The sequence below is a fragment of the Mycobacterium colombiense CECT 3035 genome (assembly GCF_002105755.1).
In the GTDB taxonomy this organism is placed as follows: Bacteria; Actinomycetota; Actinomycetes; order Mycobacteriales; family Mycobacteriaceae; genus Mycobacterium; species Mycobacterium colombiense.
In genome coordinates, this window is sequence record NZ_CP020821.1 from 5,159,863 (window position 1) to 5,182,406 (window position 22,544).

Below are 22,544 nucleotides of genomic sequence, written 5' to 3' on the forward strand. Positions count from 1 at the left end.
TGGGTTTACCGATCGTGAACAACGATTGAGAAGATGTCGTGATGCAGATCGCTTCGAGTATCCAGGGCCGGGTGTGGCGCGGCGGCACGGCGCACGAAGAGTTCGAGTTTGACAAGATCTCCGACTACCTCACCGAACCCGACACCCTGGTGTGGGTCGACCTCTGCGAACCGGACCACGACACGATGTGCGGCCTGGCCGACGAACTCGGCCTGAACCGCTGGGCGGTCGAGGACGCCGTGGCCGCCGCCGAGCGGGTCAAGGCCACCGCCTATGAGAGCCACACCTTCTTCACCGTCTACGCCGTGGCCGTCGCCACCGATGCCGCCGGGCCGGGCGAGCGGATGCTGTCGATGCAACGCATTTCGGGATTCGTGCTGCCGCAGGGGCTGATCACCGTGCGCCTGACGCCCGACTTCGACATGGCGCAGGTGACCCGGCGGTGGCAGGAGATCGGCGGCCAGAGCTACGGCGTCGGCGCCCTGGTGCACGGCCTGCTCGACGTGGTGGTGGACAGCCATTTCACCGCCGTGGAGGCCCTCGATGACTGCATCGAAGCCATCGAGGACGAGCTGTTCGACGGCAGGCCCCGCAAGGGAGAGTTTCAGCGCCGCACCTTCCGGCTGCGCCGCGACCTGGTGAACCTGCGCCGGGTCGCCCTGCCCATGCGCGAGGTCGTCAATGCGATTGCGCATCATCGTGTTTCGGATGGCTCCGATCGCCGGCTGGACCCGCTGTACGCCGACCTGTACGACCACGTGCTGCGGGTGTCCGAATGGACGGAATCGTTGCGCGACATGATCACAACGATTTTCGAGACCAACCTGTCGCTGCAGGACGCGCGGTTGAACATGGTCATGAAGAAGCTGACGGGATGGGCGGCCATCATCGCCGTGCCGACGGCGATCACGGGCTTCTACGGGCAGAACGTGCCCTACCCGGGCTTCGGTACCCACGCCGGGTTCGCGGCCAGCACCGGCGTGATACTCGTTTTGATGGTGGTGCTCTACGTGATGTTCAGGCGTCGCGACTGGCTGTAGCGGGCGCCGGGTTACCCCGCGGCGGGTGCTGCCGAAATGCCTTGGTGGATACCCTGATTGATCTTGTCGCGCAGGGCGGGGCTGCCCGCGGGATCCGAGTCCTTACAGGCGCAGCTGAGATGACTGTAGGGGTTGGGGTCGGTGCTGGCGGATGCCGTCGCCGCGCCGGAAACGCCGAGCGCGATCGCCATACCCGCAACACCGACCAAAAGTTTCGGAATCATTTTCCGCCTTGCACATCTTCGTATCGGATACCTGAAATTTTATCCGCGATTGCATAACGAGCCTGTCAATCGCCGGTAAATTTCAGGATCCGGACGATGCCGCCGCGTCCGCGTATTTCGGGCAGTACGCCTTGATGCTGACCCCGACGAAGTAGCCGGCGTGATAGCTGTCCAGCGTGCTGCTGGACAACACGCTGTTGGCGACCTGCTCCGGCGTCTGGCCCATATCGAGTTCGTGACACACCGTGTGCCCGGAGTTGACCGCGGCGTCGGCCGACTCGTAGTTGATCCCTTTGGCCTTCAGCGCGGCCAGGAACGCGTCATCGGGGTTGGTGGCGTGCGCGGTGGCGGCCGCGGCCAGCGCGAGAAGCCCGGCCACCGGCGCCACGCCGATCGCCAGCAGCGAGCGCCGCCGGATGGGCTTGCGCATCTGGGTGGTCGTCATTTCTGATACTCCCGTGGAACAGAAGTGCCGTTGCTTGCTGAAGGCGGGGCTAGTTCGAATGTTTGCATGTCGGGGCGGCACCCGGCGCCGGATCGCCGATAATGCGGTGTGTGCCACACAAGGGTTTGCTCCGCCGTCGGACGCGCGTTACCGGCGAGCCCTCGTCGACGCGCCGTCGGTGATCTGACGACATGGCATACGCGCGGTGGCTGTGGCTCGCTGTGGTCACGATAAGCGTGGTCGGTTGCGGTGTGCGGCACGTTTCGGCGGCCAGCGCTCGAGACATTTCCGGCGCCTTTCGATCCGGCGGCATGGACCGAACCTACATGTTGCACGTGCCGGCGGGCGACCCCGTCGGCCTGGTGCTCAGTTTGCACGGGGGCGGCGGCACCGGGATCTCGCAGCGCGGCCTGACGGCCTTCGACACCGTTGCTGACGCGCACAACCTTTTGGTGGCCTACCCCGACGGCTACGACAAGAGCTGGGCGGACGGGCGCGGCGCCTCGCCCGCCGACCGCCGCCACATCGACGACGTGGCCTTTCTGGTCGGGCTGGTGAACAAGCTGCAGAACGACTACGGCATCGCGCCCGGGCACGTGTTCGTCACCGGGATGTCCAACGGCGGCTTCATGACCAACCGGCTGGCGTGCGACCGCGCCGACGTCTTCGCCGCCGTCGCCCCGGTGGCCGGCACGCTGGGCGTGGGGGTGGCCTGCAATCCGTCGCAGCCGGTGTCGGTGTGGGAAGCCCACGGGACCGCCGACCCGCTGGTGCCTTTCAAGGGTGGGGTGGTGCGCGGGCGCGGCGGTGTCAGCCACTCGGTCTCGGCGGACAACATGGTCGCCAAGTGGCGCTCGGCCGACGGTTGCCAGGGCGAGCCGGCCATGGAGGCGCTGCCCGACGTCCGCGACGGCACCGTCGTGCACCGCTACGAGTCGACGGGCTGCGCGGCGAACACCGACGTGGTGTTCTACAAGATCGACAGCGGCGGGCACACCTGGCCGGGTGGCAAGCAATATCTGCCCGCGGCCGTCATCGGCCCCACCACCCGCGCGCTCGACGGGTCTGAGGCCATCGCCCAGTTCTTCCTCGCCCACACCCGCGACTAGCGCGGCGCCTCAGCGCTGGCAGGACGGGCACCAGTACGTGACCCGCTCCCCGGAGTCGTCGAAGTTGATCCGGGTGCCGCAGCGGCGGCAGGCCTGCCCCGATCGACCGTAGACCCACAGCTGCCGGCCGTTCCGGGTGTCGCCGGTGGTGCATCGGTTCCAGCGGAAGCGATTGAGCCACAACATGTCCCGCGCGCGCGAGACCAGTCGGTGGGGGTCGGCGATGTCGCGCACCGGGGCGGTGGGCAGATGCCCGGACAGGAAACACAATTCGTTGCTGTAGACGTTGCCGACCCCGGCCAGCACCCGCTGGTCCAGCAGCGCCTCGGCGATCGGCCGGTCCGGGTCGGCCGCCAGGTTGGCGGCGGCCAGCGCGGGATCCCAATCCTCGCCCAGCAGATCGGGGCCCAGATGCGCGACGGCGTCACCGTCACGCTCGCGCTCCAGGACCTCCAGCACGCCGAGATCGACGCCGACGGCCCGGACGCTGTCGGTTTCCAGGATGATGCGCGCGCGGTGGTCGACCCGTACCGGGCGGTTGTTGCCGACCCGCCAGCTGCCGTCCATCTTCAAATGCGAGTGGATGCTGGCGGCCCCCACCCGGACGAACAGGTGCTTGCCGCGGCTGAGCACCTCGTCGACGACCTGGCCGGTGAGATCGACCGTGGCGAACCGCGGCACCCTGATGTCGCAGCGGGTCAGGGTGGCGCCGACCAGGTGCTCGCGCAGCACGGCGGCGGTGTGCCAGACGGTGTCGCCCTCGGGCATCTCAGCGCAGCCGCATTCCGCGCGGGGTGCGGGCGAAGCCGGCGTCGGAGAGCGCGCCGGCCACGCCGGGCCCGTCCGCGCGGGGCTGCAGGGCCGGCACCCCGTCGATGCGTTCGACCAGGATCGACGCGACCCGCCGGGACGCGACCAGATCCGCCAGCGCCGTCGCCGCGGCGTGATTCGCGGCGGGGTCGTCGGTGAAGGTGAGCAGCGACCGCCCACCCCGCTCGAGGAACCAGGCCAGCTCGCCGTCCACCAGCACCACCAGCGCGCCGGCCTTGCGGCCCGGGCGTGCCCCCGGCCCCCCGGAGCCCGAGCCCTCGCCACGGGGGGCGGGCCAGGGCAGCGCGGCGCCGTACGGGTTGGCCGGATCCGCGGCGGCCAGGGCGATCGCCCGGTACTCGGGCCGTTCCGGGTCGACCCCGTCGGAGTAGGCGCGCAGCCGGTCGACCGTCGACGCCACCGCGAACTGTGCGCCGCCCAGCGACTCGATGAAGTAACCGCGCTGGCACCGGCCGGCGTCCTCGAAGGTGCTCAGCACCTTGTACAGGGTGGCGAACCCGCCGGGCACGCCCTCGGCGGTCACCGCGCCGCGGGTCAGCACGCCGTGCCGGCCCAGCAGAAGCTCGGCCTGGTAGTGGGCGCGCAGCGTGGAGTCCGGTTCGGGGGCCGGCAGGATCGACCACCGGCCGGCCACGGTCGGGTCGGCGGGCCGCGACTGCGGGTGCGCGACGCTGTATCGGCTCAGCCGCGGCGGGCGATGCGACCGGTGCGCGGGCGCGGAGCGCCTGCGGGCGCCGGAGCCGGCGATCAGGGCGCGCACCGGGGCGAACGTGTCGCCGGTGATCCAGCCGGCCCAGATCAGTTTCCACAGCGCGGCTTTGAGCTCGGACTCGGGCAACCCGCCCTGCGTGAGCTGGCGGAAGAAGTAGGCGCCCCCGGGAGCCAGGATGTCCAGCACGGCGCGGTGGGCGTCGCCCAGGTCGATGTCGGCGGGCCCGGGCAGGGTCAACGGCGCGGATTCGCTGGGGTGCAACGCGATCCAGCCGTCGCCGCTGGAGATCGACCCGGCGCCCGACCAGGTGACCTCGCCGGTGGCGAGCAGCTCGTCGAGCAGCGCGGGGGAGTAGTCGCGGATCCGCGGGGCCAGCACCAGCGGCTCGATCGCCGAAGCCGGCATCTTCACCCCGGCCAGCTGGTCGATCACCGTCATCAGGCCGTCCAGCCCGGAATAGCTTGGCGAGCGCGACGATTCGGCCGCCCCCACCCGGTGCCAGGCCGGCAGGAACCGGCCGTAGGCCGCCGTGCTCACCGGCTCGACTTGGGCCCGCAGCGCCGCCAGCGACCGGCGTCGCAGGATCCGCAGCACCTCGGCGTCACACCACTGCTCACCCCCGGCCACCGGCGCCCCGGGCGCCTCGGCCGCGGCGACGAAGTCGCCGCGCACCAGCCGGCCGTCGCCGGCCAGCCGGCCCAGAATGTCGGCGGTCACCCGCAGCCCCAGCCCGAACCGGGCGGCGGCCTCGCCCGTGGTGAACGGGGTGTGGGTGCGCGCGTAGCGGCCCAGCAGTTCGCCCAGCGGGTCGGCCACCTCCTCGGTGAAGGCGGCCGGAACGCCCAGCGGCACCGCGATGCCGATGCCGTCGCGCAGCCGGCCGATGTCCTCGATGGCCACCCACCAGCTGCGGCCGGCGAACGACACCGTGAGCGCGCGCCGGGCCGCGCGCAGCCCTTCCAGCCAGCCGGCAACGTTTTTGCCGTCGGCGACGTCGGTGCGGGCGGCCACCTCCTCCTCGGTCAGCGGGCCCAGCAGCCGCAGCAGGTCCGCGACGCCCTCCGCGTCGCGGGCGGCCCGGTCCGGCGCGAGATGCTGAAGCTGGCGGCCGGTGGCGGCGATGATCTCGGGATCGAGCAGGTCGCGCAGCTCCACCCGCCCCAGCAGCTCGGCCAGCAGGGTGCTGTCCAGCGACAGCGCGGCGGCCCGGCGCTCGGCCAGCGGGCTGTCGCCTTCGTACATGAACGCGCCGACGTAGCCGAACAGCAGCGACGCCGCGAACGGCGACGGACGCTGGGTCTCGACCTCGAGCACCCGCACCCGCCGCTGCGCGATGCCGGTCATCAGCTGCGTCAGGGCCGGGACGTCGTAGACGTCCTGCAGGCATTCGCGGATGGTCTCCAGCACCACCGGGAAGTCGGGGTATTTGCGGGCCACCTCCAGCAGCTGGGCGGCGCGCTGGCGCTGCTGCCACAGCGGCGAGCGGCGGCCGGGGTGCCGGCGCGGCAGCAGCAGGGCGCGGGCCGCGCACTCGCGGAACCGCGACGCGAACAGCGCCGAGCCGCCCACCTCGGCGGTGACGATCGGGTCGATCTCCTCGGCGTCGAACACGAAAAGGTCGGCGCCCGGCGGACTGTCGCCGGTATCCGACAGCGTGTCCGGCAGCCGCACCACCACGCCGTCGTCGGAGGCGGTGGGCTTCTCGTCGATGCCGTAGCGCTCGCGCAGCCGGCGGGCCACCGCCAGCGCCAGCGGTCCGTTCACCGCAAGCCCGTACGGGGAGTGCAGGATCACCCGCCAGTCGCCCAGTTCGTCGCGGAACCGCTCGACCAGCAGGGTGGTGTCGGTGGGGACCACCCCGGCGGCGCCGCGCTGCTCCTCGAGCAGGCGCAGCAGGTTGTCGGTGGCGTAGGCATCGAAACCCAGCCCGGCGCAACGTTTTTCGAATGCCTCCCGGCTCAGGCCGGCCAGCTCACCGGTGAACGCGCCGAGCGCGGCGCCCAGCTCGGCGGGGCGGCCCAGGCCGTCGCCGCGCCAGAACGGCAACCGGGCCGGCTGGCCGGGCGCGGGGATGACGAGCACCCGGTCGTGGGTGATCTCGGTGATCCGCCAGCTGGTGGCACCCAGCGAGATGACGTCGCCGGGGCGCGACTCGTAGACCATTTCCTCTTCGAGTTCGCCTACCCGCGAAGGCTTTTCGGCTTCGGAAGCGAGGTACACGGTGAACAGCCCGCGATCGGGGATGGCGCCACCGGAGGTCACCGCCAGCCGCTGCGCGCCGGGCCGCGCGGTCAGCGTGCCGGTGTCGCGGTCGTACACCAGTCGCGGTCGCAGCTCGGCGAATTCGGTGGACGGGTACTTGCCACTCAACAGGTCCAGAGTGGCCTCGTACACGCTGCGCGGCAGCGTCGCGAACGGGGCGGCCCGCCGGACGGTGTCGAACCACCGGTCGGCGTCCAGCGGTTCCAGTGCGGCGGCCGCCACCGTCTGCTGCGCCAGGATGTCGAGCGGATTGGCGGGCACCCGCATGGTTTCGATCTGGCCGGTCAGCATGCGCTGCACGCTGACCGCGCAGCCGATCAGGTCGGTGCGGTGCTTGGGGAACAGCACCCCCTGCGAGACCTCGCCCACCTGATGGCCGGCCCGGCCGATGCGCTGCAGGCCGCTGGCCACCGACGGCGGCGCCTCCACCTGGATCACCAGGTCGACGGCGCCCATGTCGATGCCCAGCTCCAGGCTCGAGGTGGCCACCACCGCCTTGAGCAGTCCGCGTTTGAGGTCCTCTTCGACCAGGGCGCGCTGCTCCTTGCTGACCGACCCGTGGTGGGCGCGGGCCAGTATCGGGGCGGCGCCGTAGGTCTGGCCGCTGCCCATGATGTGCGCCGGGGCGCCGCCGGCCACCTTCGGATTGGCGTCCGCGGACAGTTCGACGCCGCTGCGTTCGGCGTGAATCTCGTTGAGGCGGGCGGTAAGTCGCTCCGCCAGCCGGCGCGAGTTGGCGAAGACGATGGTCGAACTGTGCGATTCGATGAGGTCCACCAGGCGGTTCTCGACGTCGGGCCAGATGGTGTTGTTCGCCAGGTTGGCCATGTCGGGCACCGGCACAGCCACGGTGAGCTCGACCGTCTTGGCCGACGGCGGGGCCACGATCGTCGTCGGCGCCTGACCGGACAGGAACCGGGCGAGTTCCTCCGGCGGGCGCACCGTCGCCGACAGCCCGATGCGCTGGGCGGGCTTGTCCTCGCGCAGAGCATCGAGCCGCTCCAGCGACAGGGCCAGGTGCGCGCCGCGCTTCCCGGCGGCGATGGCGTGGATCTCGTCCACGATCACCGTCTGCACGCCGGCCAGCGTCTCGCGCGCGGCCGAGGTGAGCATCAGGAACAGCGACTCGGGCGTGGTGATCAGCACGTCGGGCGGGCGGCTGATCAGCTGGCGACGGGCGGCGGGCGGGGTGTCGCCGGAGCGGACCCCGACGCTGATGTCCGGGGCCGGCAGGCCCCGGCGCTCGGCGATGCGGGTGAGGCCGGCCAGGGGAGTGCGCAGGTTGCGTTCGACGTCGACGGCCAGCGCCTTGAGCGGGGAGACGTAGAGCACGCGGGTGCCGGAGGGTCGCTCCGCGGACCCGGCCAGGCTGTCCAGCGCCCACAGGAACGCCGCCAGCGTCTTGCCCGAGCCGGTCGGCGCGATCACCAGGGTGTTGTGGCCGTCGGCGATCGCGTTCCAGGCCTCGGCCTGGGCGGTGGTGGGGGCGTCGAAGGTGCTGGTGAACCACTCGCGGGTGATCGCGCTGAACCGGCCCAACGGGTCGGTGCGGCCGGAGGGCCCGGGATCAGCGCGAGTGCTCACCTATTCATGGTGCCAACGGGCACCGACACCCCGGCGGCTAGCGCGGCTCGATACGCGCGGTCGACATCGCGTGGGACAGTTCCTCGGGGATCTCGGGGACCCGGGCGATGGCGTCGAACAGCGAGTGGGCGCACGCATCGGCGAGGCGATCGGCGTTGGTGGTGGGGTCGATGATCCGCTGCCGGCACAGCTCGAAGGTGAACGCCAGCCAGCCGTGACAGATCACCCGGAGATCCCGTTCGACGTCGGGCTCCAGCTTCCGTGCGGGGGTCTTGGCCACCAGGTCGGAGATGCGACTCATGATGTGCTCGAGCTGACGGTTCTTGGCTTCGTCGTCGACGCCCAGCAGGACCGGGTCGGAACGGCCCAGCCCGACGTACGCGGCCCACGCGGCCTCGGGGTTCTGCTCGTGGTAGGCCATGTAGGCCATCACACCGGTCCGGACCTCTTCGTACATGGTCAGGCCGGTGGCGTCGTCCATGTTGGTGTTCTCGTACAGGCGGTCGGCCTCGTCCTTGACCACCGCCGCGAAGAATGCCCGCTTGTCCGGGAAGTAGTGGTACATCAGGGCCCGCGACACCCCGGCGCGTTCCGCGATCTCGTCGATGCGGACCTCGTCGTAGGGTCGCTTCCCGAAGACCTCTGCCCCTAAAGCGAGCAGCTCAGCGCGTCGATCCTCGGGGGATAAGCGCCTGCGGGCTGTCGGCATGTGTCAGATAGTACTCATACGACATGAGACGCCGGCCACATTGGATTCATCCGAACTGCACGCCCTGGGCCAGCGGCAACTCGCCGGAATAATTGACGGTATTGGTACTTTGGCGCATGTAGGCCTTCCACGAGTCGGTGCCGGACTCGCGTCCGCCGCCGGTTTCCTTCTCGCCGCCGAACGCGCCGCCGATCTCCGCGCCGGACGTGCCGATGTTGACATTGGCGATTCCGCAGTCGGATTCGGCCAGGAACCGCTCGGCCTCCCGCAGGTCGGTGGTGAAGATGGCCGATGAAAGGCCCTGCGGCACGGCATTATTGAGGGCGATCGCGTCATCCAGTTCGTCGTAGGTCAGCACGTAGAGGATGGGTGCGAACGTCTCGGTCGCCACGATGGCCGTCTGCGCGGGCATTCGCACCAGGGCCGGCGCGGCGTAGTAGGAACCCGGGTGGTCGGCGACATCGGTGCGCTCGCCGCCGATGACCTCTCCGCCGTCGGCGCGCGCCTGTTCCAGCGCCCCGACCATGTCGCGGTAGGCGGTCTCGTGGATCAGCGGTCCGACCAGCGTGCCCGGTGCGGAGGGGTCGCCGATCCGGAGCTGGCCGAAGGCGGATGCGACGCGCGTGACGAGATCGTCGGCCACCGAGCGGTGCGCGATCAGCCGGCGCAGGCTGGTGCAGCGTTGACCGGCCGTGCCGGCCGCGGCGAACACCACCGCCCGCACCGCGAGGTCCAGGTCGGCCGACGGCGTCACGATGGCGGCGTTGTTGCCGCCCAGTTCCAGCAGCACCCGCCCGAACCGGGCGGCGACGCGGGGGCCGACGGCCCGGCCCATCCGCACCGAACCCGTCGCGGACACCAGCGCGATGCGGGGGTCGTCCACCAGCAGCTCGCCGAGGTCGCGGTCGCCCAGCAGCAGTGAGCTCACGGCGGGCGGGGCGCCGACGTCGGCGGCGGCCCGGGCGATCAGCGCCTGGGTGGCCAGCGCCGTCAGCGGCGTCAGCTCCGAGGGCTTCCACACCACCGGGTCGCCGCACACCAGGGCCAGCGCGGCGTTCCAGGCCCAGACCGCGACCGGGAAATTGAACGCGGTGATCACGCCGACCACACCGAGCGGGTGCCAGGTCTCCAGCAGCCGATGGCCGGGCCGCTCCGAGGCGATGGTGCGGCCGTAGAGCTGACGCGACAGGCCGACGGCGAACTGGCAGATGTCGATCATCTCCTGCACCTCGCCGGCGGCCTCGGAGGTGATCTTGCCGACCTCGAGCGTCACCAGGGTGGCCAGCTCGTCCTTGTGCGCGGTCAACAGCTCGCCCAGGCGCGCCACCAGGGCGCCGCGAACCGGTGCCGGGGTGGCGCGCCACACCGAAAACGCCTGCGCTGCCTCGGATATCGTCCGCTCGGCCCGCTCGGGTGTGGTGGGCGCGACGGTGAACAGCACCTCGCCGGTGATCGGTGTGCTCATCGGCATCCCGTGGGCGTCGGGTTCGCCGAGCGCGATGTCGGCTCCGATCGCCCGCAGGGCGTCGCGCGCGCGGGCGCGCAAGTCGTCGGCGGTGGGCATGGTCATCGGGGTGCCTCCTGGGCGAGCGCTTCGTAAAGCGGGTAGGGGTCGTAGATCTCGCGGCCGATGGACCCGGCCAGCCACTGCGCGTCGTAGCCGGAATCGTCGACGGCGCAGCCATTGCCGAAGCCGGCGGGCGGGTCCAGGTTCGACCGGAAAATGCCCGCCGCGGACGCGGGCAGGAAGTCCTCGTAGACGATCGGCGCCGACGGGTCGCCGCCGCGGTAATAGGCCAGTCCCGCGGCGGCCATTTCCGCGTCGGTGCGCGGGAAGTACTCCGCCCACACCGCGGCCGGGTCGGCGGCGGCCATCGCGGCGTCGTAACGCTGCCGGCCCTTCGGCGTCAGCGCGACGCCGCGCGCCTCCACCTCGCCGAAGCGCACCCGCACCGTTGCCTCGGTGATGTGGCCGTCGTCGCCGCGGAAGCGGCGGGGTTCGGCCAGCGCACGAAAAGAGGTCTGGCGCAACAACACCGGAGGACCCCCGGTGGCGGGTGGCCCCTGAATGGCGTCGATCATGGTGATGCCGCGCGCGGTCATCCGCCGGTACAGGTCGTCGATGTCGAGCACCCGGGGTGTCAGGTGGTTGATGTGGGTCCAGGCGACGCCCGCGATGTCGGCGGCCACCGCGGAGACTCGCGCCAATTCGTCGTACCAGGATCGCTCGATCGGCTCGCGGGACAATGCGAAGGCCGCCACCGCCGCGGCGACGAACGCCCCCGCGTCGTCGGCTCTGCAGCCGCCCTCGGCGGCGACGACGCGCGCCCGGCTCAGCAGCGCGGGGTCGAACAGCCGGCGCCGCGCCAGGAAGGCGTCGACGCGGCGGCGCAGGTCGCGGTCGAAGTAGCGCGGGTCGCGGGTGGCCAGCATCGAGGTGAACACCCGGAACGGGTTGCGCGACAATTCGGTTGCGTCGATGGGCCGGAAGGCGGTCGAGACGACCGGGACGGGGGACGCCGCGCGACGCAGGTCGTAGAAGCCCACCGGCAGCATGCCGAATGCGGCGAAAAGGTCGGCTGCGGCGGCCAATTCGGCCGGGCTGCCCACCCGGACGGCGCCGTGCCGCTCGGCGGTGACCCGCCGCAGCGAGCCGAACCGTTCGGCATTCCCGTGCCGCGCCGCGTAATCGGCGTTCACCCGCTCGCTGACCTCGACCAAGGTGCGGTAGGCGGGCACCTCTGCCGCATACATGGCCGACAGGCCCGCGGCGAACTGTGCCCGAAGCTGCCAGGTTTCCAGCCATTTCGTGCGGGTCACGGCGGGCCGTTCCTGCGATAGTCTCCGGCCATGAGTGAGACGCTCGACGAGGTCGACCGGATTCTGGTGCGCGCGCTGGTCGCCGACGGCCGCGCGACGCTGGCGGAGCTGGCCGCCAGCGCCCGGCTGTCGGTCTCGGCGGTGCAGTCGCGGGTGCGCAGGCTCGAGGCGCGCGGCGTCATCTCGGGATACGCGGCGCGCGTCGACCCGGAGGCGGTCGGACACCTGCTGTCGGCGTTCGTGGCCATCACTCCCTTGGATCCCTCTCAACCCGATGATGCGCCCGCCCGCCTCGAGCACATCGAGGAGATCGAATCGTGCCACTCGGTGGCCGGCGAGGAAAGCTACGTCCTGCTGGTGCGCGTTCCGTCCGCCCGGGCGCTGGAGGACTTGCTGCAGCGGATCCGGACCACGGCGAACGTCAGGACGCGGAGCACCATCATATTGAATACTTTTTACGCTGATAGGCAACGAATACCATAAAATATACGGCATATGCCTCATGATTCCGTAAAAAATCGACTACTATGGGGCGCATGACCGCCACCCTGGAACGCTTCACCCGCACCGAGCCCGACCGGGTCCACGAGGTGCTGGCGCGCAGCATTCTGGTCGACGGGTTCGACTTCGTGCTCGACCTGGCCCGCTCCGCCGGCTCCTACCTGTACGACGCCCGAGACGGCCGGCGCTACCTGGACATGTTCACCTTCTTCGCGTCGTCGGCGCTGGGCATGAATCACCCCGCGCTGGCCGATGACCAGGAGTTTCGCGCCGAGCTGGCGCAGGCCGCGCTGAACAAGCCCAGCAACTCCGACGTCTACTCGGTGGCGATGGCCCGCTTCGTCCAGACCTTCGCCCGGGTGCTCGGCGACCCGGCGCTGCCGCACCTGTTCTTCGTCGATGGCGGCGCGCTCGCGGTCGAGAACGCCCTCAAGGTGGCGTTCGACTGGAAGAGCCGGTTCAACGAGGCCCGCGGCATCGACCCCGCCCTGGGCACCCGGGTGCTGCACCTGCGCGGCGCGTTCCACGGCCGCAGCGGATACACGCTGTCGCTGACCAACACCAAGCCGGCCACCGTCGCCCGCTTCCCTAAGTTCGACTGGCCGCGCATCGACGCGCCCTACATCCGGCCCGGCGCCGATATGGCTGCGGCCGAAGCCGAGTCGCTGCGGCAGGCCCGCGCGGCCTTCCAATCCCACCCGCACGACATCGCCTGCTTCATCGCCGAACCCGTCCAGGGCGAGGGCGGCGACCGTCACTTCCGGCCCGAGTTCTTCGCGGCCATGCGCGAGCTGTGCGACGAACACGACGCCCTGCTGATCTTCGACGAGGTGCAGACCGGCTGCGGCCTGACCGGAACGCCTTGGGCCTACCAGCAATTGGGCGTGCGACCCGACGTGGTGGCGTTCGGCAAGAAGACCCAGGTGTGCGGCATCATGGCCGGCCGCCGGGTCGACGAGATCGCCGACAACGTGTTCGCGGTGTCCTCCCGGGTGAATTCCACGTGGGGCGGCAACCTGGCCGACATGGTGCGCGCCCGCCGCATCCTGGAGGTGATCGAGGCCGACGGACTGTTCGACCGCGCCGCCGAACACGGGGCCTACCTGCATGCCCGCCTCGACGAACTCGCCGGCGAATTTCCCGGGATGGTGCTCGACCCCCGCGGCCGCGGCCTGATGTGTGCGTTCAGCCTGCCGACCGCCGCTGACCGCGACGAGTTGATCCGCCTGCTGTGGCGCCGCGCGGTGATCGTGCTGCCCTCCGGGCGCGACGGCGTCCGGTTCCGTCCGGCGCTGACCGTCTCGCGCGCGGAGATCGACGCCGCCGTGTGCGCGATCCGCGCCGCTCTGCGGGCCCTGCGGTAGGCCTTGACCTCACATCGATCCCGTTTACCCCGGTTTACCGCCGGGTATCTGTTCCCGTGCGCCTTCCGCTGCTACCAGCGCGGTGATGATGCCCGGTAACTAATGCGACGTAGCGAGCGATGAACAAAGCGCGGGCCCCAAAGAGGGAGGTGACCAACGATGCAGAAGGCGGACGCCCGATCAGGTGGAGACCGCTTGGGCCAGGAAGACGGCGAGGTGCACGCCGCCATCCGATTTGCCGTGCTGTCCACCCTGGCCGCCGTCGGGTTCCTCTTGATCGCCGCGGTGTGGGTGAGCACCTGCCCCGGAGTCAGCGTGGACACGGTGGCCTGCGGCGCGCCGCAGCGCACCCTGCTGGCGTTCGGCGGCCCGTTGATCGCGCTCGTCGCCGGAATCTGGGCGTTTGTGCGCACTTACCTGGTGTGGAAGGCCCGGGGCACCTGGTGGGCATGGCACGGCGCGGGCTGGTTCCTGCTGACCGCGATGGCGCTGATGATCGCCATGGGCGTCGCCCCGATCGCCGGTCCGGTACTGGCTCTTTAGGTTTGTCCTCCCGCGATCTAACGTTGATGGTGCGGTGAGGAGCAGTTATGGGAGACACCTACCACGACCCCGTCGACCATCTGAGGACAACGCGGCCGCTCGCCGGCGAGTCGCTGATCGATGTCCTGCACTGGCCCGGGTATCTCTTAGTCGTCGCGGGCGTGATCGGGGCCTGCGGCAGCCTTGCGGCCTTCGGCAGCGGACATCACCACGAGGGCATGACGGCGGGGATCGTCGCGGTGATCGCCGCGGTGCTCGGGCTCGCCTGGCTGGCGGTGGAGCACCGCAGGATTCGCAAGATCGCCGATCGCTGGTACGCCGAACATCCGGAGGTGCACCGGCAGTGGCCGGCCAGCTGAGAGCCACCCACTAGCCGCCGCGCGAGCCGAGACCGCGAAGTTTCCCCCGGTGACCTGCCCCGACACCGGGCGCTGTGAAATGCCGTAGGAAAGCAGATTCCGCGGTTACGAGCGCTGACTTGTGGGTATCAGGTCTGCACCATGATGAGTGCCGGAACGGTTGCGTTAGCGTGGTCACCCCATCGTGGGAACACCGATCACGAGCACACCGCTATACATGCCTACTGCAACGACTATCGAAATGACCAGCGTGACTCCGGCGATCACCGCGACGCGCCCCTACCGGCGCGTCCCAACGGTGTCGGTCGTATCGGACCCGCCCGCGGCGGGCCGAACTCCCGGCGGCGATCATGACTAACCGGCTCGAACGCGAGGTCCACGGCGGACTGCGAAGCAGTAGTAGTGTCAGTCAAACATTGCCGGGAGACCATATGAACGATGCTGGATTGCACGCTAACAAGCGTCCGCGCGGCCATCGCGCCGTCGAACTTCACGTTGCTGCGCGACTGGAGAACCTCGCGATGCTGCGCACCCTGGTCGGTGCCATCGGCACCTTCGAGGACCTGGATTTCGATGCGGTGGCGGACCTGCGGCTCGCGGTCGACGAAGTGTGCACCCGGTTGATTCGTTCGGCCACTCCCGACGCGACCCTCATCGTCGTGGTCGATCCCCAGGACGACCAATTGGTGGTGGAAGCTTCCGCGGCCTGCGACACCCACGATGTCGTGGCGCCCGGAAGCTTCAGTTGGCACGTGCTGACGTCGCTCGCCGACGACGTCCAGACTTTCCATGACGGTCGCGAACCCAATGAAACCGGCAGTGTCTTCGGCATCACACTGACGGCGCGACGGGCGGCCTCCAGCAGGTGACAGCGCGAGCTGCCGGCGGTTCGGTGTCGCGTCCGAACGAATACGCCGATGTTCCGGACATGTTCCGTGAGTTGGCCACTGCAACGCCCGACTCGATGGAATTTCAACGTCAACGGGACAAGATCGTCGAGCGGTGCCTGCCGCTGGCCGACCACATCGCGCGCCGCTTCGAGGGCCGCGGCGAACCGCGTGACGACCTGGTTCAGGTGGCGCGCGTCGGGTTGGTGAACGCGGTGGTGCGCTTCGACGTCGACGCCGGTTCGGACTTCGTCTCCTTCGCGGTGCCCACGATCATGGGCGAGGTCCGCCGCCACTTCCGCGACAACAGCTGGTCGGTCAAGGTTCCGCGGCGGCTGAAGGAACTGCACCTGCGGCTGGGCACCGCGACCGCGGACCTGTCGCAGCGGCTGGGCCGGGCACCCACCGCCACCGAACTCGCCGCGGAACTCGACATGGACCGCGACGAGGTCGTCGAGGGCCTGGTCGCGGGCAGCTCGTACAATACCCTGTCGATCGACAGCGGTGGGGGCGGCGAGGAGGAGGAAGCCCGCGCGATCGCGGACACCCTCGGTGACGTCGACACCGGCCTCGACCGGATCGAGGATCAGGAATCGCTGCGCCCGCTGCTCGAGGCGCTGCCCGAGCGCGAGCGAACCGTGTTGGTGCTGCGCTTCTTCGAGTCGATGACGCAGACGCAGATCGCCGAGCGGGTCGGCATCTCCCAGATGCACGTGTCGCGGTTGCTGGCGAAGTCGCTAACGCGGCTCCGTGACCAGCTGCAGTAGTGGCCCGGGCCCTTCCTCAACCCACAGCGGCTCCAGCAGCGGCTCGGCCTGCTGCGTCGTCACCGGCAGGGTGCCGTCCGGGTCGCAGACCCGCAGCAACCTGGCTACCGCCGGGCTCGGCGCCATGGCCCAGGACACCTGGGCGCCCGAGCATTTCACATTGATCCGGTGCAGCGCCGAAAAGCCGGCGGTACCAATGAACTTCAGCCCTCGTAGGTCGAGGATCACCCGCCGGGAGCGGCTGGTGCTCTGCTGCACGTACGCGACCAGCTGATCGGCGTTGGCCGCGTCCAGCTCGCCGTCCACCGTGATCAGGGTGCCCGTCGGCCCCCAGCGGGCGGTGAATTGTGCTGTGCGGCTTTGTTGCCAAGATTGCGCCACAGACATCGCTGACTCCATCCATTCAGGAGGATTCCTGCTGTGGATACGTCAGCCACGTGCAAAGAGTTCGGAGAAGGAGGGAATTCCGCCTACCCCCACGTCATCGACGTATCCCGGGCGGCTGTGAACTCAACCTTGACCGAAACCCTACTCGCGTCGGCCGGGGCCGACAACGATGTCTGGGAAAACTCTCAGGTGAGCTACTTGATCTCGGCGAGCACCGTGCCCTGGGTGATGGCCGCGCCGGGCTCGACCGCGAGTCCGGTGATGACACCGTCCTTGTGCGCGGTGACCGGGTTCTCCATCTTCATCGCCTCGAGCACCACCACCAGGTCGCCCGCGGCAACCTCCTGGCCCTCCTCGACCGCGACCTTGACGACGGTGCCCTGCATCGGGGCCGTCACCGCGTCGCCCGAGGCGGCCGCGCCCGCGTGCGCCCCGCGCTTGCGCGCCTTCGGCTTCTTGCGGATGACACCGGCCGGGTCGGCCGCGCCGCCGCCGGACAGCGCCAGGTCGCCGGGCAGTGACACCTCGAGCCGGCGCCCGCCGACCTCCACGACCACCTTCTGGCGGGGCCGGGTATCCCCTTCATCGTCCAGCGGCTCCCCGCCGGTGAACGGTTCGATGGTGTTGTCCCACTCGGTCTCGATCCAGCGGGTGTGCACCGAGAAGCTGTCGCCGTCACCGATGAACGCCGGGTCGGACACCACGGCGCGGTGGAACGGGATGACGGTGGCCAGGCCTTCGACGTGGAACTCGTCCAGGGCCCGGCGGGAGCGGGCGAGCGCCTCCTCGCGGGTGGCGCCGTACACGATCAGCTTGGACAGCATCGAATCGAACTGGCCGCCGATCACCGAGCCGGCCTCGACGCCCGAGTCCAGCCGGACGCCGGGCCCGGTCGGGATGTCGTAGCGGGTCACCGGCCCGGGCGCGGGCAGGAAGCCGCGTCCGGCGTCCTCGCCGTTGATCCGGAACTCGATGGCGTGCCCGCGCGGCGTGGGGTCCTCGGTGAGGTCCAGCTTCTCGCCGTTGGCGATCTTGAACTGCTGCAGCACCAGGTCGATGCCGGCGGTCTCCTCGGTGACCGGGTGCTCGACCTGCAGCCGGGTGTTGACCTCCAGGAACGAGATCAGGCCGTCCTGGCCCACCAGGTACTCGACGGTGCCCGCGCCGTAGTAGTGCGCCTCCTTGCAGATCCGCTTGGCCGACTCGTGGATCTCCTTGCGCTGCGCGTCGGTCAGGAACGGCGCCGGAGCCTCTTCCACCAGCTTCTGGAACCGGCGCTGCAGCGAGCAGTCGCGGGTGCCGGCGACGATGACGTTGCCGTGCTGGTCGGCGATCACCTGCGCCTCGACGTGGCGCGGCTTGTCCAGGTAGCGCTCCACGAAGCACTCGCCGCGGCCGAACGCCGCGACGGCCTCACGGGTGGCCGACTCGAACAGCTCGGGGATCTCCTCGAGGGTGCGGGCCACCTTCATGCCGCGGCCGCCGCCGCCGAACGCCGCCTTGATGGCGATCGGCACGCCGTACTCCTTGGCGAAGGCCACCACCTCGTCGGCGTCCTTCACCGGGTCCGGGGTGCCGGGCACCAGCGGGGCCTGCGCGCGGGCGGCGATGTGGCGGGCGGTGACCTTGTCACCGAGGTCGCGGATGGACTGCGGGCTGGGCCCGATCCAGATCAGGTTCGCGTCCAGGACCGCCTGCGCGAAATCGGCGTTCTCGGACAGGAAGCCGTAGCCGGGGTGAATGGCGTTGGCGCCCGACTTGGCCGCCGCGTCAAGGATTTTGCCGAAGTCCAGGTAGGACTCCGCCGACGTCTGACCGCCCAGAGCGAACGCCTCGTCGGCCAGACGCACGTGCGGCGCGTCGGCGTCGGGCTCGGCGTACACCGCCACGCTGGACAGGCCCGCGTCGCGGGCCGCGCGGATCACTCGGACAGCGATCTCGCCGCGGTTGGCGACGAGCACCTTGGAGATCCTCGAGCTGGCGTGACTAGCCACTGCGCCTCCTGTTTGGCATATCCGCAGACGTATTTCTGCGGGCTTCTCTAAGAGAATTTCTTACAACGAGTTCTGGGGAAGTCTAAGCGCCGCGCCGTTCGGCCCGACGAGGCGGTCCGGATTTTTAGGGTTTCTCAGGCACTCTCGCGCACCCTGCGCTTGATGCGGGCGAGCATCGCCGACAGGCCGCGCAGCCGCAGCGGGCTGATCAGCGCGGCCAGCCCGAGGTCGGCGTAGAAATCCTCGGGCACCGCCAGAATGTCGGCGGCGGGCTGTTCGTCGAGGCCGGCGGCCAGAATCGACGCGAACCCCCGCGTGGTGGGGGATTCGGCCGGCGCGCTGAAGTGCAGCCGCACCCGCTCGGGGTCGCTGGCGTCGACATGCAAAAACAGCGGGGTCTGGCATTCGGGCACCGGCTCCATCGCCGCCTGCTCGAGGTCGGGCGGCAGCGCGGGCAGTTCGTTGGCGAACTCCAGCAGCAGCGCCAGCTTGTCCTGGCCCTCGACCTCGGCGAAGTCGGACACCACCTCGGCCAGCGGCGCGGGCATGCTCATCGCGGCGCCATCAGACTTCGACGGTGCCGGGCTCTTCACCCGCCACGATCGGCGTGCGCACGGTGTTGCCCCACTCCGTCCACGACCCGTCGTAGTTGCGCACCCCGGGCTTGCCGAGCAGATGCGTCAGCACGAACCAGGTGTGGCTGGACCGCTCGCCGATGCGGCAGTACACGACGGTCTTGTCGTCAGGCTGCAGGAAGCCGTACAGCTCCTCGAGCTCCTCGCGGCTGCGGAAACGGCCGTTCTCGTCGGCCGCCTTGGCCCACGGGATCGACCGGGCGGTGGGGATGTGGCCCCCGCGCAGCACGCCTTCCTCGGGGTAGTCGGGCATGTGGGTGCGCTTGCCGGTGTACTCGTCCGGCGAGCGCACATCGATCAGCGGCTGGCTGCCGAGGATGCCCAGCACGTCGTCCTTGAAGGCGCGGATGGGCTCGTCGTTGCGGGTGACGACGGGATAGCCGCTGGACGTCTTGGTGGGCACGTCCAGCGTGGTCTCCCGGCGTTCGGCCAGCCACAGATCACGGCCGCCGTTGAGCAGCCGCACGTCGGGGTGCCCGAACAGCGTGAACACCCACAGCGCGTAGGCCGCCCACCAGTTGCTCTTGTCGCCGTAGATCACCACGGTGTCGTCGCGGGCGATGCCCTTGCGGTCCATCAGCGCGGCGAACTGTTCGCCGTTGATGTAATCGCGGACCCGGGGATCGTTCAGGTCGGTGTGCCAGTCGACCTTCACCGCGCCGGGGATATGGCCGACGTCGTAGAGCAGGACGTCCTCGTCGGATTCGACGATCGCCAGGCCGGGGGCGCCTTGGTGGGCGGACAGCCAGTCGGCGGTGACCAGGCGCTCGGGGTGTGCGTAGGCCTGCAATGTCGGGCTTGGATCGGGGGGTAATGCCACAACGTCGAGCCTACCGCCAGGCTCAGTTGCGGTCCCACAGCGCGGACACCGACAGCCCGACCCGGCCCAGCAGCGAGCGCAGCAGCGGCAGGCTGACGCCGATCACGTTGGACGGGTCGCCGTCGATGCGGTCGACGAACCAGCCGCCCAGGCCGTCCAGGGTGAAGCCGCCGGCCACGTGCCACGGCTCCCCGTGCTCGACGTATGCCCGCAGGTCCGCCTCCGACGGCCTCGCGAAATGCACTGTGGTGCCTAGTGATTCGACCTCACGGTGGGTGATGGCGCCGTCGGCGAGCCGCAGCAGGCAGTGCCCGGTGTGCAGCTCGCCGGAGCGGCCCCCCATCAGGCGCCACTGGCTCGCGGCGGCATCGGCCGATCCGGGCTTCCCGCACAGCCGGCCGTCGATGGAAAGCATCGAATCACAGCCCACGACAACGCAATCGGCCGCTGTGTCGCCGTCCAGCTCGCCGGCCACCCGCTCGGCCTTGGCGCGCGCCAGGGCGCACACCACGTCGCCCGGGGACGCGTCGGGACCCAGCGCGGCGGCGACGGCGTCCTCATCGACGCCGGAGACCAGCACCAGCGGATCGACGCCGGCCTGGCGCAGGACCTTGAGCCGGCCGGTAGAGGCCGACGCCAGTACCAGTCGGGTCAATGCCTCATGTGGGTCATCTGCTGGAACGTGAGCCGCTGATAGTTGGTCATCGCGAAGCGCAGCCGGTCCACCGGCAGCCCCCAGCGGGTGCGCTCGGGCTGTTCGGGCTCCGGCGCACCGCCGGCGCAGCCCAGCACCGCGACCAGCGCGGCCACCTCCTCGGCGGTCGGTTCACCCTTGAGGATCTGGATGTGCGGCTCGTGCGGCGCCGCCGGGGCGGCGTCGTCGGCGACGGCGTCGGTCTGCTCGCTCATAGCGGAATGTTCCCGTGCTTCTTGGGGGGCAGGTGGGAGATCTTGCGTTCCAGCAGGCGCAGCGCCGTGCCGATGTAACCGCGGGTGTGCGACGGCGGGATCACCGCGTCGACGTAGCCGCGCTCGGCCGCGACGTACGGGTTGACCAGCGTGTCCTCGTACTCCTGCTGCAGCTGCAGCCGCAGCGCGTCGACGTCCTCGCCGTTCTTCGCGGCCTCGCTCAGCTGCTTGCGGTAGACGAACCCGACGGCGCCCGAGGCGCCCATCACGGCGATCTGCGCCGACGGCCACGCCAGGTTGACGTCGCAGCCCATGTCCTTGGACCCCATGACGCAGTAGGCGCCGCCGTAGGCCTTGCGGGTGATCACGGTGATCTTCGGTACCGTGGCCTCGCCGTAGGCGAACAGCAGCTTGGCGCCGCGGCGGATGATGCCGTTGTACTCCTGGCCGGTGCCCGGCAGGAAGCCCGGGACGTCGACCAGCATGATGATCGGGATGTTGAAGCAGTCGCAGGTCCGGACGAACCGCGCCGCCTTCTCCGAGGCGTTGATGTCCAGGCAGCCGGCGAACTGGGTCGGCTGGTTGGCCACGATCCCGACCGGCCTGCCCTCGACGCGGCCGAAGCCGACGACGATGTTCTGCGCGTAGCCGCCCTGAACCTCCAGGAACTCGTCGTCGTCGAGGATGCGGGTGATCACCTCGTGCATGTCGTAGGGCTGGTTGGGCGAGTCCGGGATCAGCGTGTCGAGCTCGAGGTCCTCCTCGGTGAGGTTGTCCTCGATAGCGCCCGGGGGATGCGGCTCGGCGTAGCGCGGCGCGTCCGTGGCGTTGTTGGGGGGCAGGTAGCTGAGCAGGTCGCGAACCCAGTCGAAGGCGTCCTGCTCGCCGGAGGCGACGTAGTGCAGCGTGCCCGACTTGGCCATGTGGGTGTGGGCGCCGCCCAGCTCCTCCATGGTGACGTCCTCGCCGGTGACGGTCTTGATGACGTCGGGCCCGGTGATGAACATCTGGCTGGTCTGGTCGACCATCACCACGAAGTCGGTCAGCGCGGGGGAGTACACGTGCCCGCCGGCGGCGGCGCCCATGATCAGCGAGATCTGCGGGATGACGCCGGACGCCAGGATGTTGTTGCGGAAGATCTTGCTGTACAGGCCCAGCGAGACGACGCCCTCCTGGATCCGCGCGCCGGCGCCGTCGTTGATGCCGATCAGCGGGCGCCCGGTCTTGATCGCCAGCTCCTGGACCTTGACGATCTTCTCGCCGTACACCTCGCCGAGGCTGCCGCCGAACACCGTGGCGTCCTGGCTGAAGATGCACACGTCGCGGCCGTCGATGGTGCCGTAGCCGGTGATCACGCCGTCGCCCAGCGGGCGGTTGTTCTCCAGGCCGAAGTTCTTGCTGCGGTGCCGGGCCAGCGCGTCGAGCTCCACGAACGAGTCCTCGTCGAGCAGGGCGAGAATGCGCTCGCGGGCGGTCAGCTTGCCCTTGGCGTGCACCTTCTCGACGGCCTCTTCGCCCACCGGGTGCAGCGACTCTTCGCGACGCTTGTGCAGCTCGGCCAGCTTGCCCGCGGTGGTGTGGATGTCGATGGAGTGCTCGGCGGCCGGTTCCGCAGTGTGGTCGGTAACGCTCGTCATGGGAG

General features: G+C 69.9%; 22 protein-coding genes. 8 read left to right on the forward strand and 14 right to left on the reverse strand.

Annotated features, from left to right (window positions below):
* The first annotated feature begins 41 nt into the window (after window positions 1–41).
* Window positions 42–1,040, forward strand: coding sequence for a magnesium transporter CorA family protein (locus B9D87_RS24390; protein ID WP_007773269.1), 999 nt, complete (start codon window positions 42–44; stop codon window positions 1,038–1,040).
* Window positions 1,041–1,051: 11 nt separating this feature from the next.
* Here B9D87_RS24390 and B9D87_RS24395 read toward each other — a convergent pair whose 3' ends face one another.
* Window positions 1,052–1,231: a hypothetical protein gene (locus B9D87_RS24395; RefSeq protein WP_238553466.1), complete on the reverse strand. Its 180-nt coding sequence runs from the start codon at window positions 1,229–1,231 to the stop codon at window positions 1,052–1,054.
* A gap of 115 nt (window positions 1,232–1,346) precedes the next feature.
* On the reverse strand, window positions 1,347–1,709 hold the full coding sequence (locus tag B9D87_RS24400) for a DUF732 domain-containing protein (protein ID WP_007773266.1): 363 nt from the start codon (window positions 1,707–1,709) through the stop codon (window positions 1,347–1,349).
* 191 nt (window positions 1,710–1,900) lie between these two features.
* Between B9D87_RS24400 and B9D87_RS24405 the strand changes: the two genes are divergently transcribed.
* Window positions 1,901–2,818 (forward strand): extracellular catalytic domain type 1 short-chain-length polyhydroxyalkanoate depolymerase, encoded by a 918-nt coding sequence (locus B9D87_RS24405; protein WP_007773264.1) that lies wholly within the window; start codon window positions 1,901–1,903, stop codon window positions 2,816–2,818.
* A gap of 9 nt (window positions 2,819–2,827) precedes the next feature.
* On the opposite strand, the gene nei2 is transcribed toward B9D87_RS24405, so the two are convergent.
* The 5 genes from nei2 to hglS are packed head-to-tail and all read right to left on the reverse strand — an operon-like array spanning window position 2,828 to window position 11,736.
* A complete protein-coding gene (nei2, locus tag B9D87_RS24410) occupies window positions 2,828–3,586 on the reverse strand; it encodes an endonuclease VIII Nei2 (protein ID WP_007773256.1) in 759 nt (252 codons plus the stop codon).
* A 1-nt stretch (window position 3,587) separates the two neighbouring features.
* Entirely contained in the window at window positions 3,588–8,207 is a 4,620-nt protein-coding gene (locus tag B9D87_RS24415; protein WP_007773254.1) for an ATP-dependent helicase, read from the reverse strand.
* A gap of 37 nt (window positions 8,208–8,244) precedes the next feature.
* Window positions 8,245–8,916 carry a TetR/AcrR family transcriptional regulator gene (locus B9D87_RS24420; RefSeq protein ID WP_007773252.1) on the reverse strand — a complete coding sequence of 224 codons (672 nt, stop codon included), beginning with the start codon at window positions 8,914–8,916 and terminating at the stop codon, window positions 8,245–8,247.
* 46 nt (window positions 8,917–8,962) lie between these two features.
* Complete coding sequence (gene amaB, locus B9D87_RS24425; RefSeq protein WP_007773250.1) at window positions 8,963–10,486, reverse strand: L-piperidine-6-carboxylate dehydrogenase; 1,524 nt, start codon at window positions 10,484–10,486, stop codon at window positions 8,963–8,965.
* Window positions 10,483–11,736, reverse strand: coding sequence for a 2-oxoadipate dioxygenase/decarboxylase (gene hglS, locus B9D87_RS24430; protein WP_007773248.1), 1,254 nt, complete (start codon window positions 11,734–11,736; stop codon window positions 10,483–10,485). The genes amaB and hglS overlap by 4 nt, the downstream gene beginning before the upstream one ends.
* Window positions 11,737–11,766: 30 nt before the next feature.
* Between hglS and B9D87_RS24435 the strand changes: the two genes are divergently transcribed.
* The 6 genes from B9D87_RS24435 to B9D87_RS24460 all read left to right on the forward strand — a co-directional run bounded on the left by B9D87_RS24435 (window position 11,767) and on the right by B9D87_RS24460 (window position 16,157).
* Window positions 11,767–12,219 carry an Lrp/AsnC family transcriptional regulator gene (locus B9D87_RS24435; protein WP_007773243.1) on the forward strand — a complete coding sequence of 151 codons (453 nt, stop codon included), beginning with the start codon at window positions 11,767–11,769 and terminating at the stop codon, window positions 12,217–12,219.
* A gap of 53 nt (window positions 12,220–12,272) precedes the next feature.
* Window positions 12,273–13,601: an L-lysine 6-transaminase gene (gene lat / locus B9D87_RS24440; protein WP_007773241.1), complete on the forward strand. Its 1,329-nt coding sequence runs from the start codon at window positions 12,273–12,275 to the stop codon at window positions 13,599–13,601.
* Between the two features lie 159 nt (window positions 13,602–13,760).
* Window positions 13,761–14,144 (forward strand): hypothetical protein, encoded by a 384-nt coding sequence (locus B9D87_RS24445; protein WP_007773238.1) that lies wholly within the window; start codon window positions 13,761–13,763, stop codon window positions 14,142–14,144.
* A 47-nt stretch (window positions 14,145–14,191) separates the two neighbouring features.
* On the forward strand, window positions 14,192–14,503 hold the full coding sequence (gene usfY / locus B9D87_RS24450) for a protein UsfY (protein ID WP_007773236.1): 312 nt from the start codon (window positions 14,192–14,194) through the stop codon (window positions 14,501–14,503).
* A 431-nt stretch (window positions 14,504–14,934) separates the two neighbouring features.
* Complete coding sequence (locus tag B9D87_RS24455; protein ID WP_007773234.1) at window positions 14,935–15,372, forward strand: ATP-binding protein; 438 nt, start codon at window positions 14,935–14,937, stop codon at window positions 15,370–15,372.
* Window positions 15,369–16,157 carry an RNA polymerase sigma factor SigF gene (locus tag B9D87_RS24460; protein ID WP_007773230.1) on the forward strand — a complete coding sequence of 263 codons (789 nt, stop codon included), beginning with the start codon at window positions 15,369–15,371 and terminating at the stop codon, window positions 16,155–16,157. The genes B9D87_RS24455 and B9D87_RS24460 overlap by 4 nt, the downstream gene beginning before the upstream one ends.
* On the opposite strand, the gene B9D87_RS24465 is transcribed toward B9D87_RS24460, so the two are convergent.
* The 7 genes from B9D87_RS24465 to B9D87_RS24495 form a co-directional block, all read right to left on the reverse strand.
* A complete protein-coding gene (locus tag B9D87_RS24465) occupies window positions 16,128–16,556 on the reverse strand; it encodes an STAS domain-containing protein (protein ID WP_040630943.1) in 429 nt (142 codons plus the stop codon). The two genes, B9D87_RS24460 and B9D87_RS24465, sit on opposite strands and share 30 nt — an antisense overlap.
* 182 nt (window positions 16,557–16,738) lie before the next feature.
* Window positions 16,739–18,538 (reverse strand): acetyl/propionyl/methylcrotonyl-CoA carboxylase subunit alpha, encoded by a 1,800-nt coding sequence (locus B9D87_RS24470; RefSeq protein WP_007773226.1) that lies wholly within the window; start codon window positions 18,536–18,538, stop codon window positions 16,739–16,741.
* Between the two features lie 134 nt (window positions 18,539–18,672).
* Window positions 18,673–19,092 (reverse strand): SufE family protein, encoded by a 420-nt coding sequence (locus B9D87_RS24475; RefSeq protein ID WP_007773224.1) that lies wholly within the window; start codon window positions 19,090–19,092, stop codon window positions 18,673–18,675.
* Window positions 19,093–19,102: 10 nt separating this feature from the next.
* Entirely contained in the window at window positions 19,103–19,993 is an 891-nt protein-coding gene (locus tag B9D87_RS24480) for a sulfurtransferase (protein ID WP_007773222.1), read from the reverse strand.
* A gap of 22 nt (window positions 19,994–20,015) precedes the next feature.
* Window positions 20,016–20,648, reverse strand: coding sequence for a Maf family protein (locus B9D87_RS24485; protein WP_007773221.1), 633 nt, complete (start codon window positions 20,646–20,648; stop codon window positions 20,016–20,018).
* Window positions 20,645–20,902, reverse strand: a complete 258-nt coding sequence (locus B9D87_RS24490; protein ID WP_007773219.1) for an acyl-CoA carboxylase subunit epsilon — start codon at window positions 20,900–20,902, stop codon at window positions 20,645–20,647. Before B9D87_RS24490 ends, B9D87_RS24485 begins: the two co-directional genes overlap by 4 nt.
* Window positions 20,899–22,539 (reverse strand): acyl-CoA carboxylase subunit beta, encoded by a 1,641-nt coding sequence (locus B9D87_RS24495; protein WP_007773217.1) that lies wholly within the window; start codon window positions 22,537–22,539, stop codon window positions 20,899–20,901. The genes B9D87_RS24490 and B9D87_RS24495 overlap by 4 nt, the downstream gene beginning before the upstream one ends.
* Window positions 22,540–22,544 lie beyond the last annotated feature (5 nt).

Bases quoted from the DNA above. Each gene is read 5' to 3' on its own strand.
- B9D87_RS24420 (WP_007773252.1), bottom strand. From the start codon at position 8,916: ATGCCGACAGCCCGCAGGCGCTTATCCCCCGAGGATCGACGCGCTGAG.
- lat (WP_007773241.1), top strand. From the start codon at position 12,273: ATGACCGCCACCCTGGAACGCTTCACCCGCACCGAGCCCGACCGGGTC.
- B9D87_RS24455 (WP_007773234.1), top strand. From the start codon at position 14,935: ATGAACGATGCTGGATTGCACGCTAACAAGCGTCCGCGCGGCCATCGC.
- B9D87_RS24390 (WP_007773269.1), top strand. From the start codon at position 42: ATGCAGATCGCTTCGAGTATCCAGGGCCGGGTGTGGCGCGGCGGCACG.
- B9D87_RS24435 (WP_007773243.1), top strand. From the start codon at position 11,767: ATGAGTGAGACGCTCGACGAGGTCGACCGGATTCTGGTGCGCGCGCTG.
- B9D87_RS24465 (WP_040630943.1), bottom strand. From the start codon at position 16,556: ATGGAGTCAGCGATGTCTGTGGCGCAATCTTGGCAACAAAGCCGCACA.
- nei2 (WP_007773256.1), bottom strand. From the start codon at position 3,586: ATGCCCGAGGGCGACACCGTCTGGCACACCGCCGCCGTGCTGCGCGAG.
- amaB (WP_007773250.1), bottom strand. From the start codon at position 10,486: ATGACCATGCCCACCGCCGACGACTTGCGCGCCCGCGCGCGCGACGCC.
- B9D87_RS24490 (WP_007773219.1), bottom strand. From the start codon at position 20,902: ATGAGCGAGCAGACCGACGCCGTCGCCGACGACGCCGCCCCGGCGGCG.
- B9D87_RS24400 (WP_007773266.1), bottom strand. From the start codon at position 1,709: ATGACGACCACCCAGATGCGCAAGCCCATCCGGCGGCGCTCGCTGCTG.
- B9D87_RS24395 (WP_238553466.1), bottom strand. From the start codon at position 1,231: ATGGCGATCGCGCTCGGCGTTTCCGGCGCGGCGACGGCATCCGCCAGC.
- usfY (WP_007773236.1), top strand. From the start codon at position 14,192: ATGGGAGACACCTACCACGACCCCGTCGACCATCTGAGGACAACGCGG.
- B9D87_RS24495 (WP_007773217.1), bottom strand. From the start codon at position 22,539: ATGACGAGCGTTACCGACCACACTGCGGAACCGGCCGCCGAGCACTCC.
- B9D87_RS24405 (WP_007773264.1), top strand. From the start codon at position 1,901: ATGGCATACGCGCGGTGGCTGTGGCTCGCTGTGGTCACGATAAGCGTG.
- B9D87_RS24445 (WP_007773238.1), top strand. From the start codon at position 13,761: ATGCAGAAGGCGGACGCCCGATCAGGTGGAGACCGCTTGGGCCAGGAA.
- B9D87_RS24475 (WP_007773224.1), bottom strand. From the start codon at position 19,092: ATGAGCATGCCCGCGCCGCTGGCCGAGGTGGTGTCCGACTTCGCCGAG.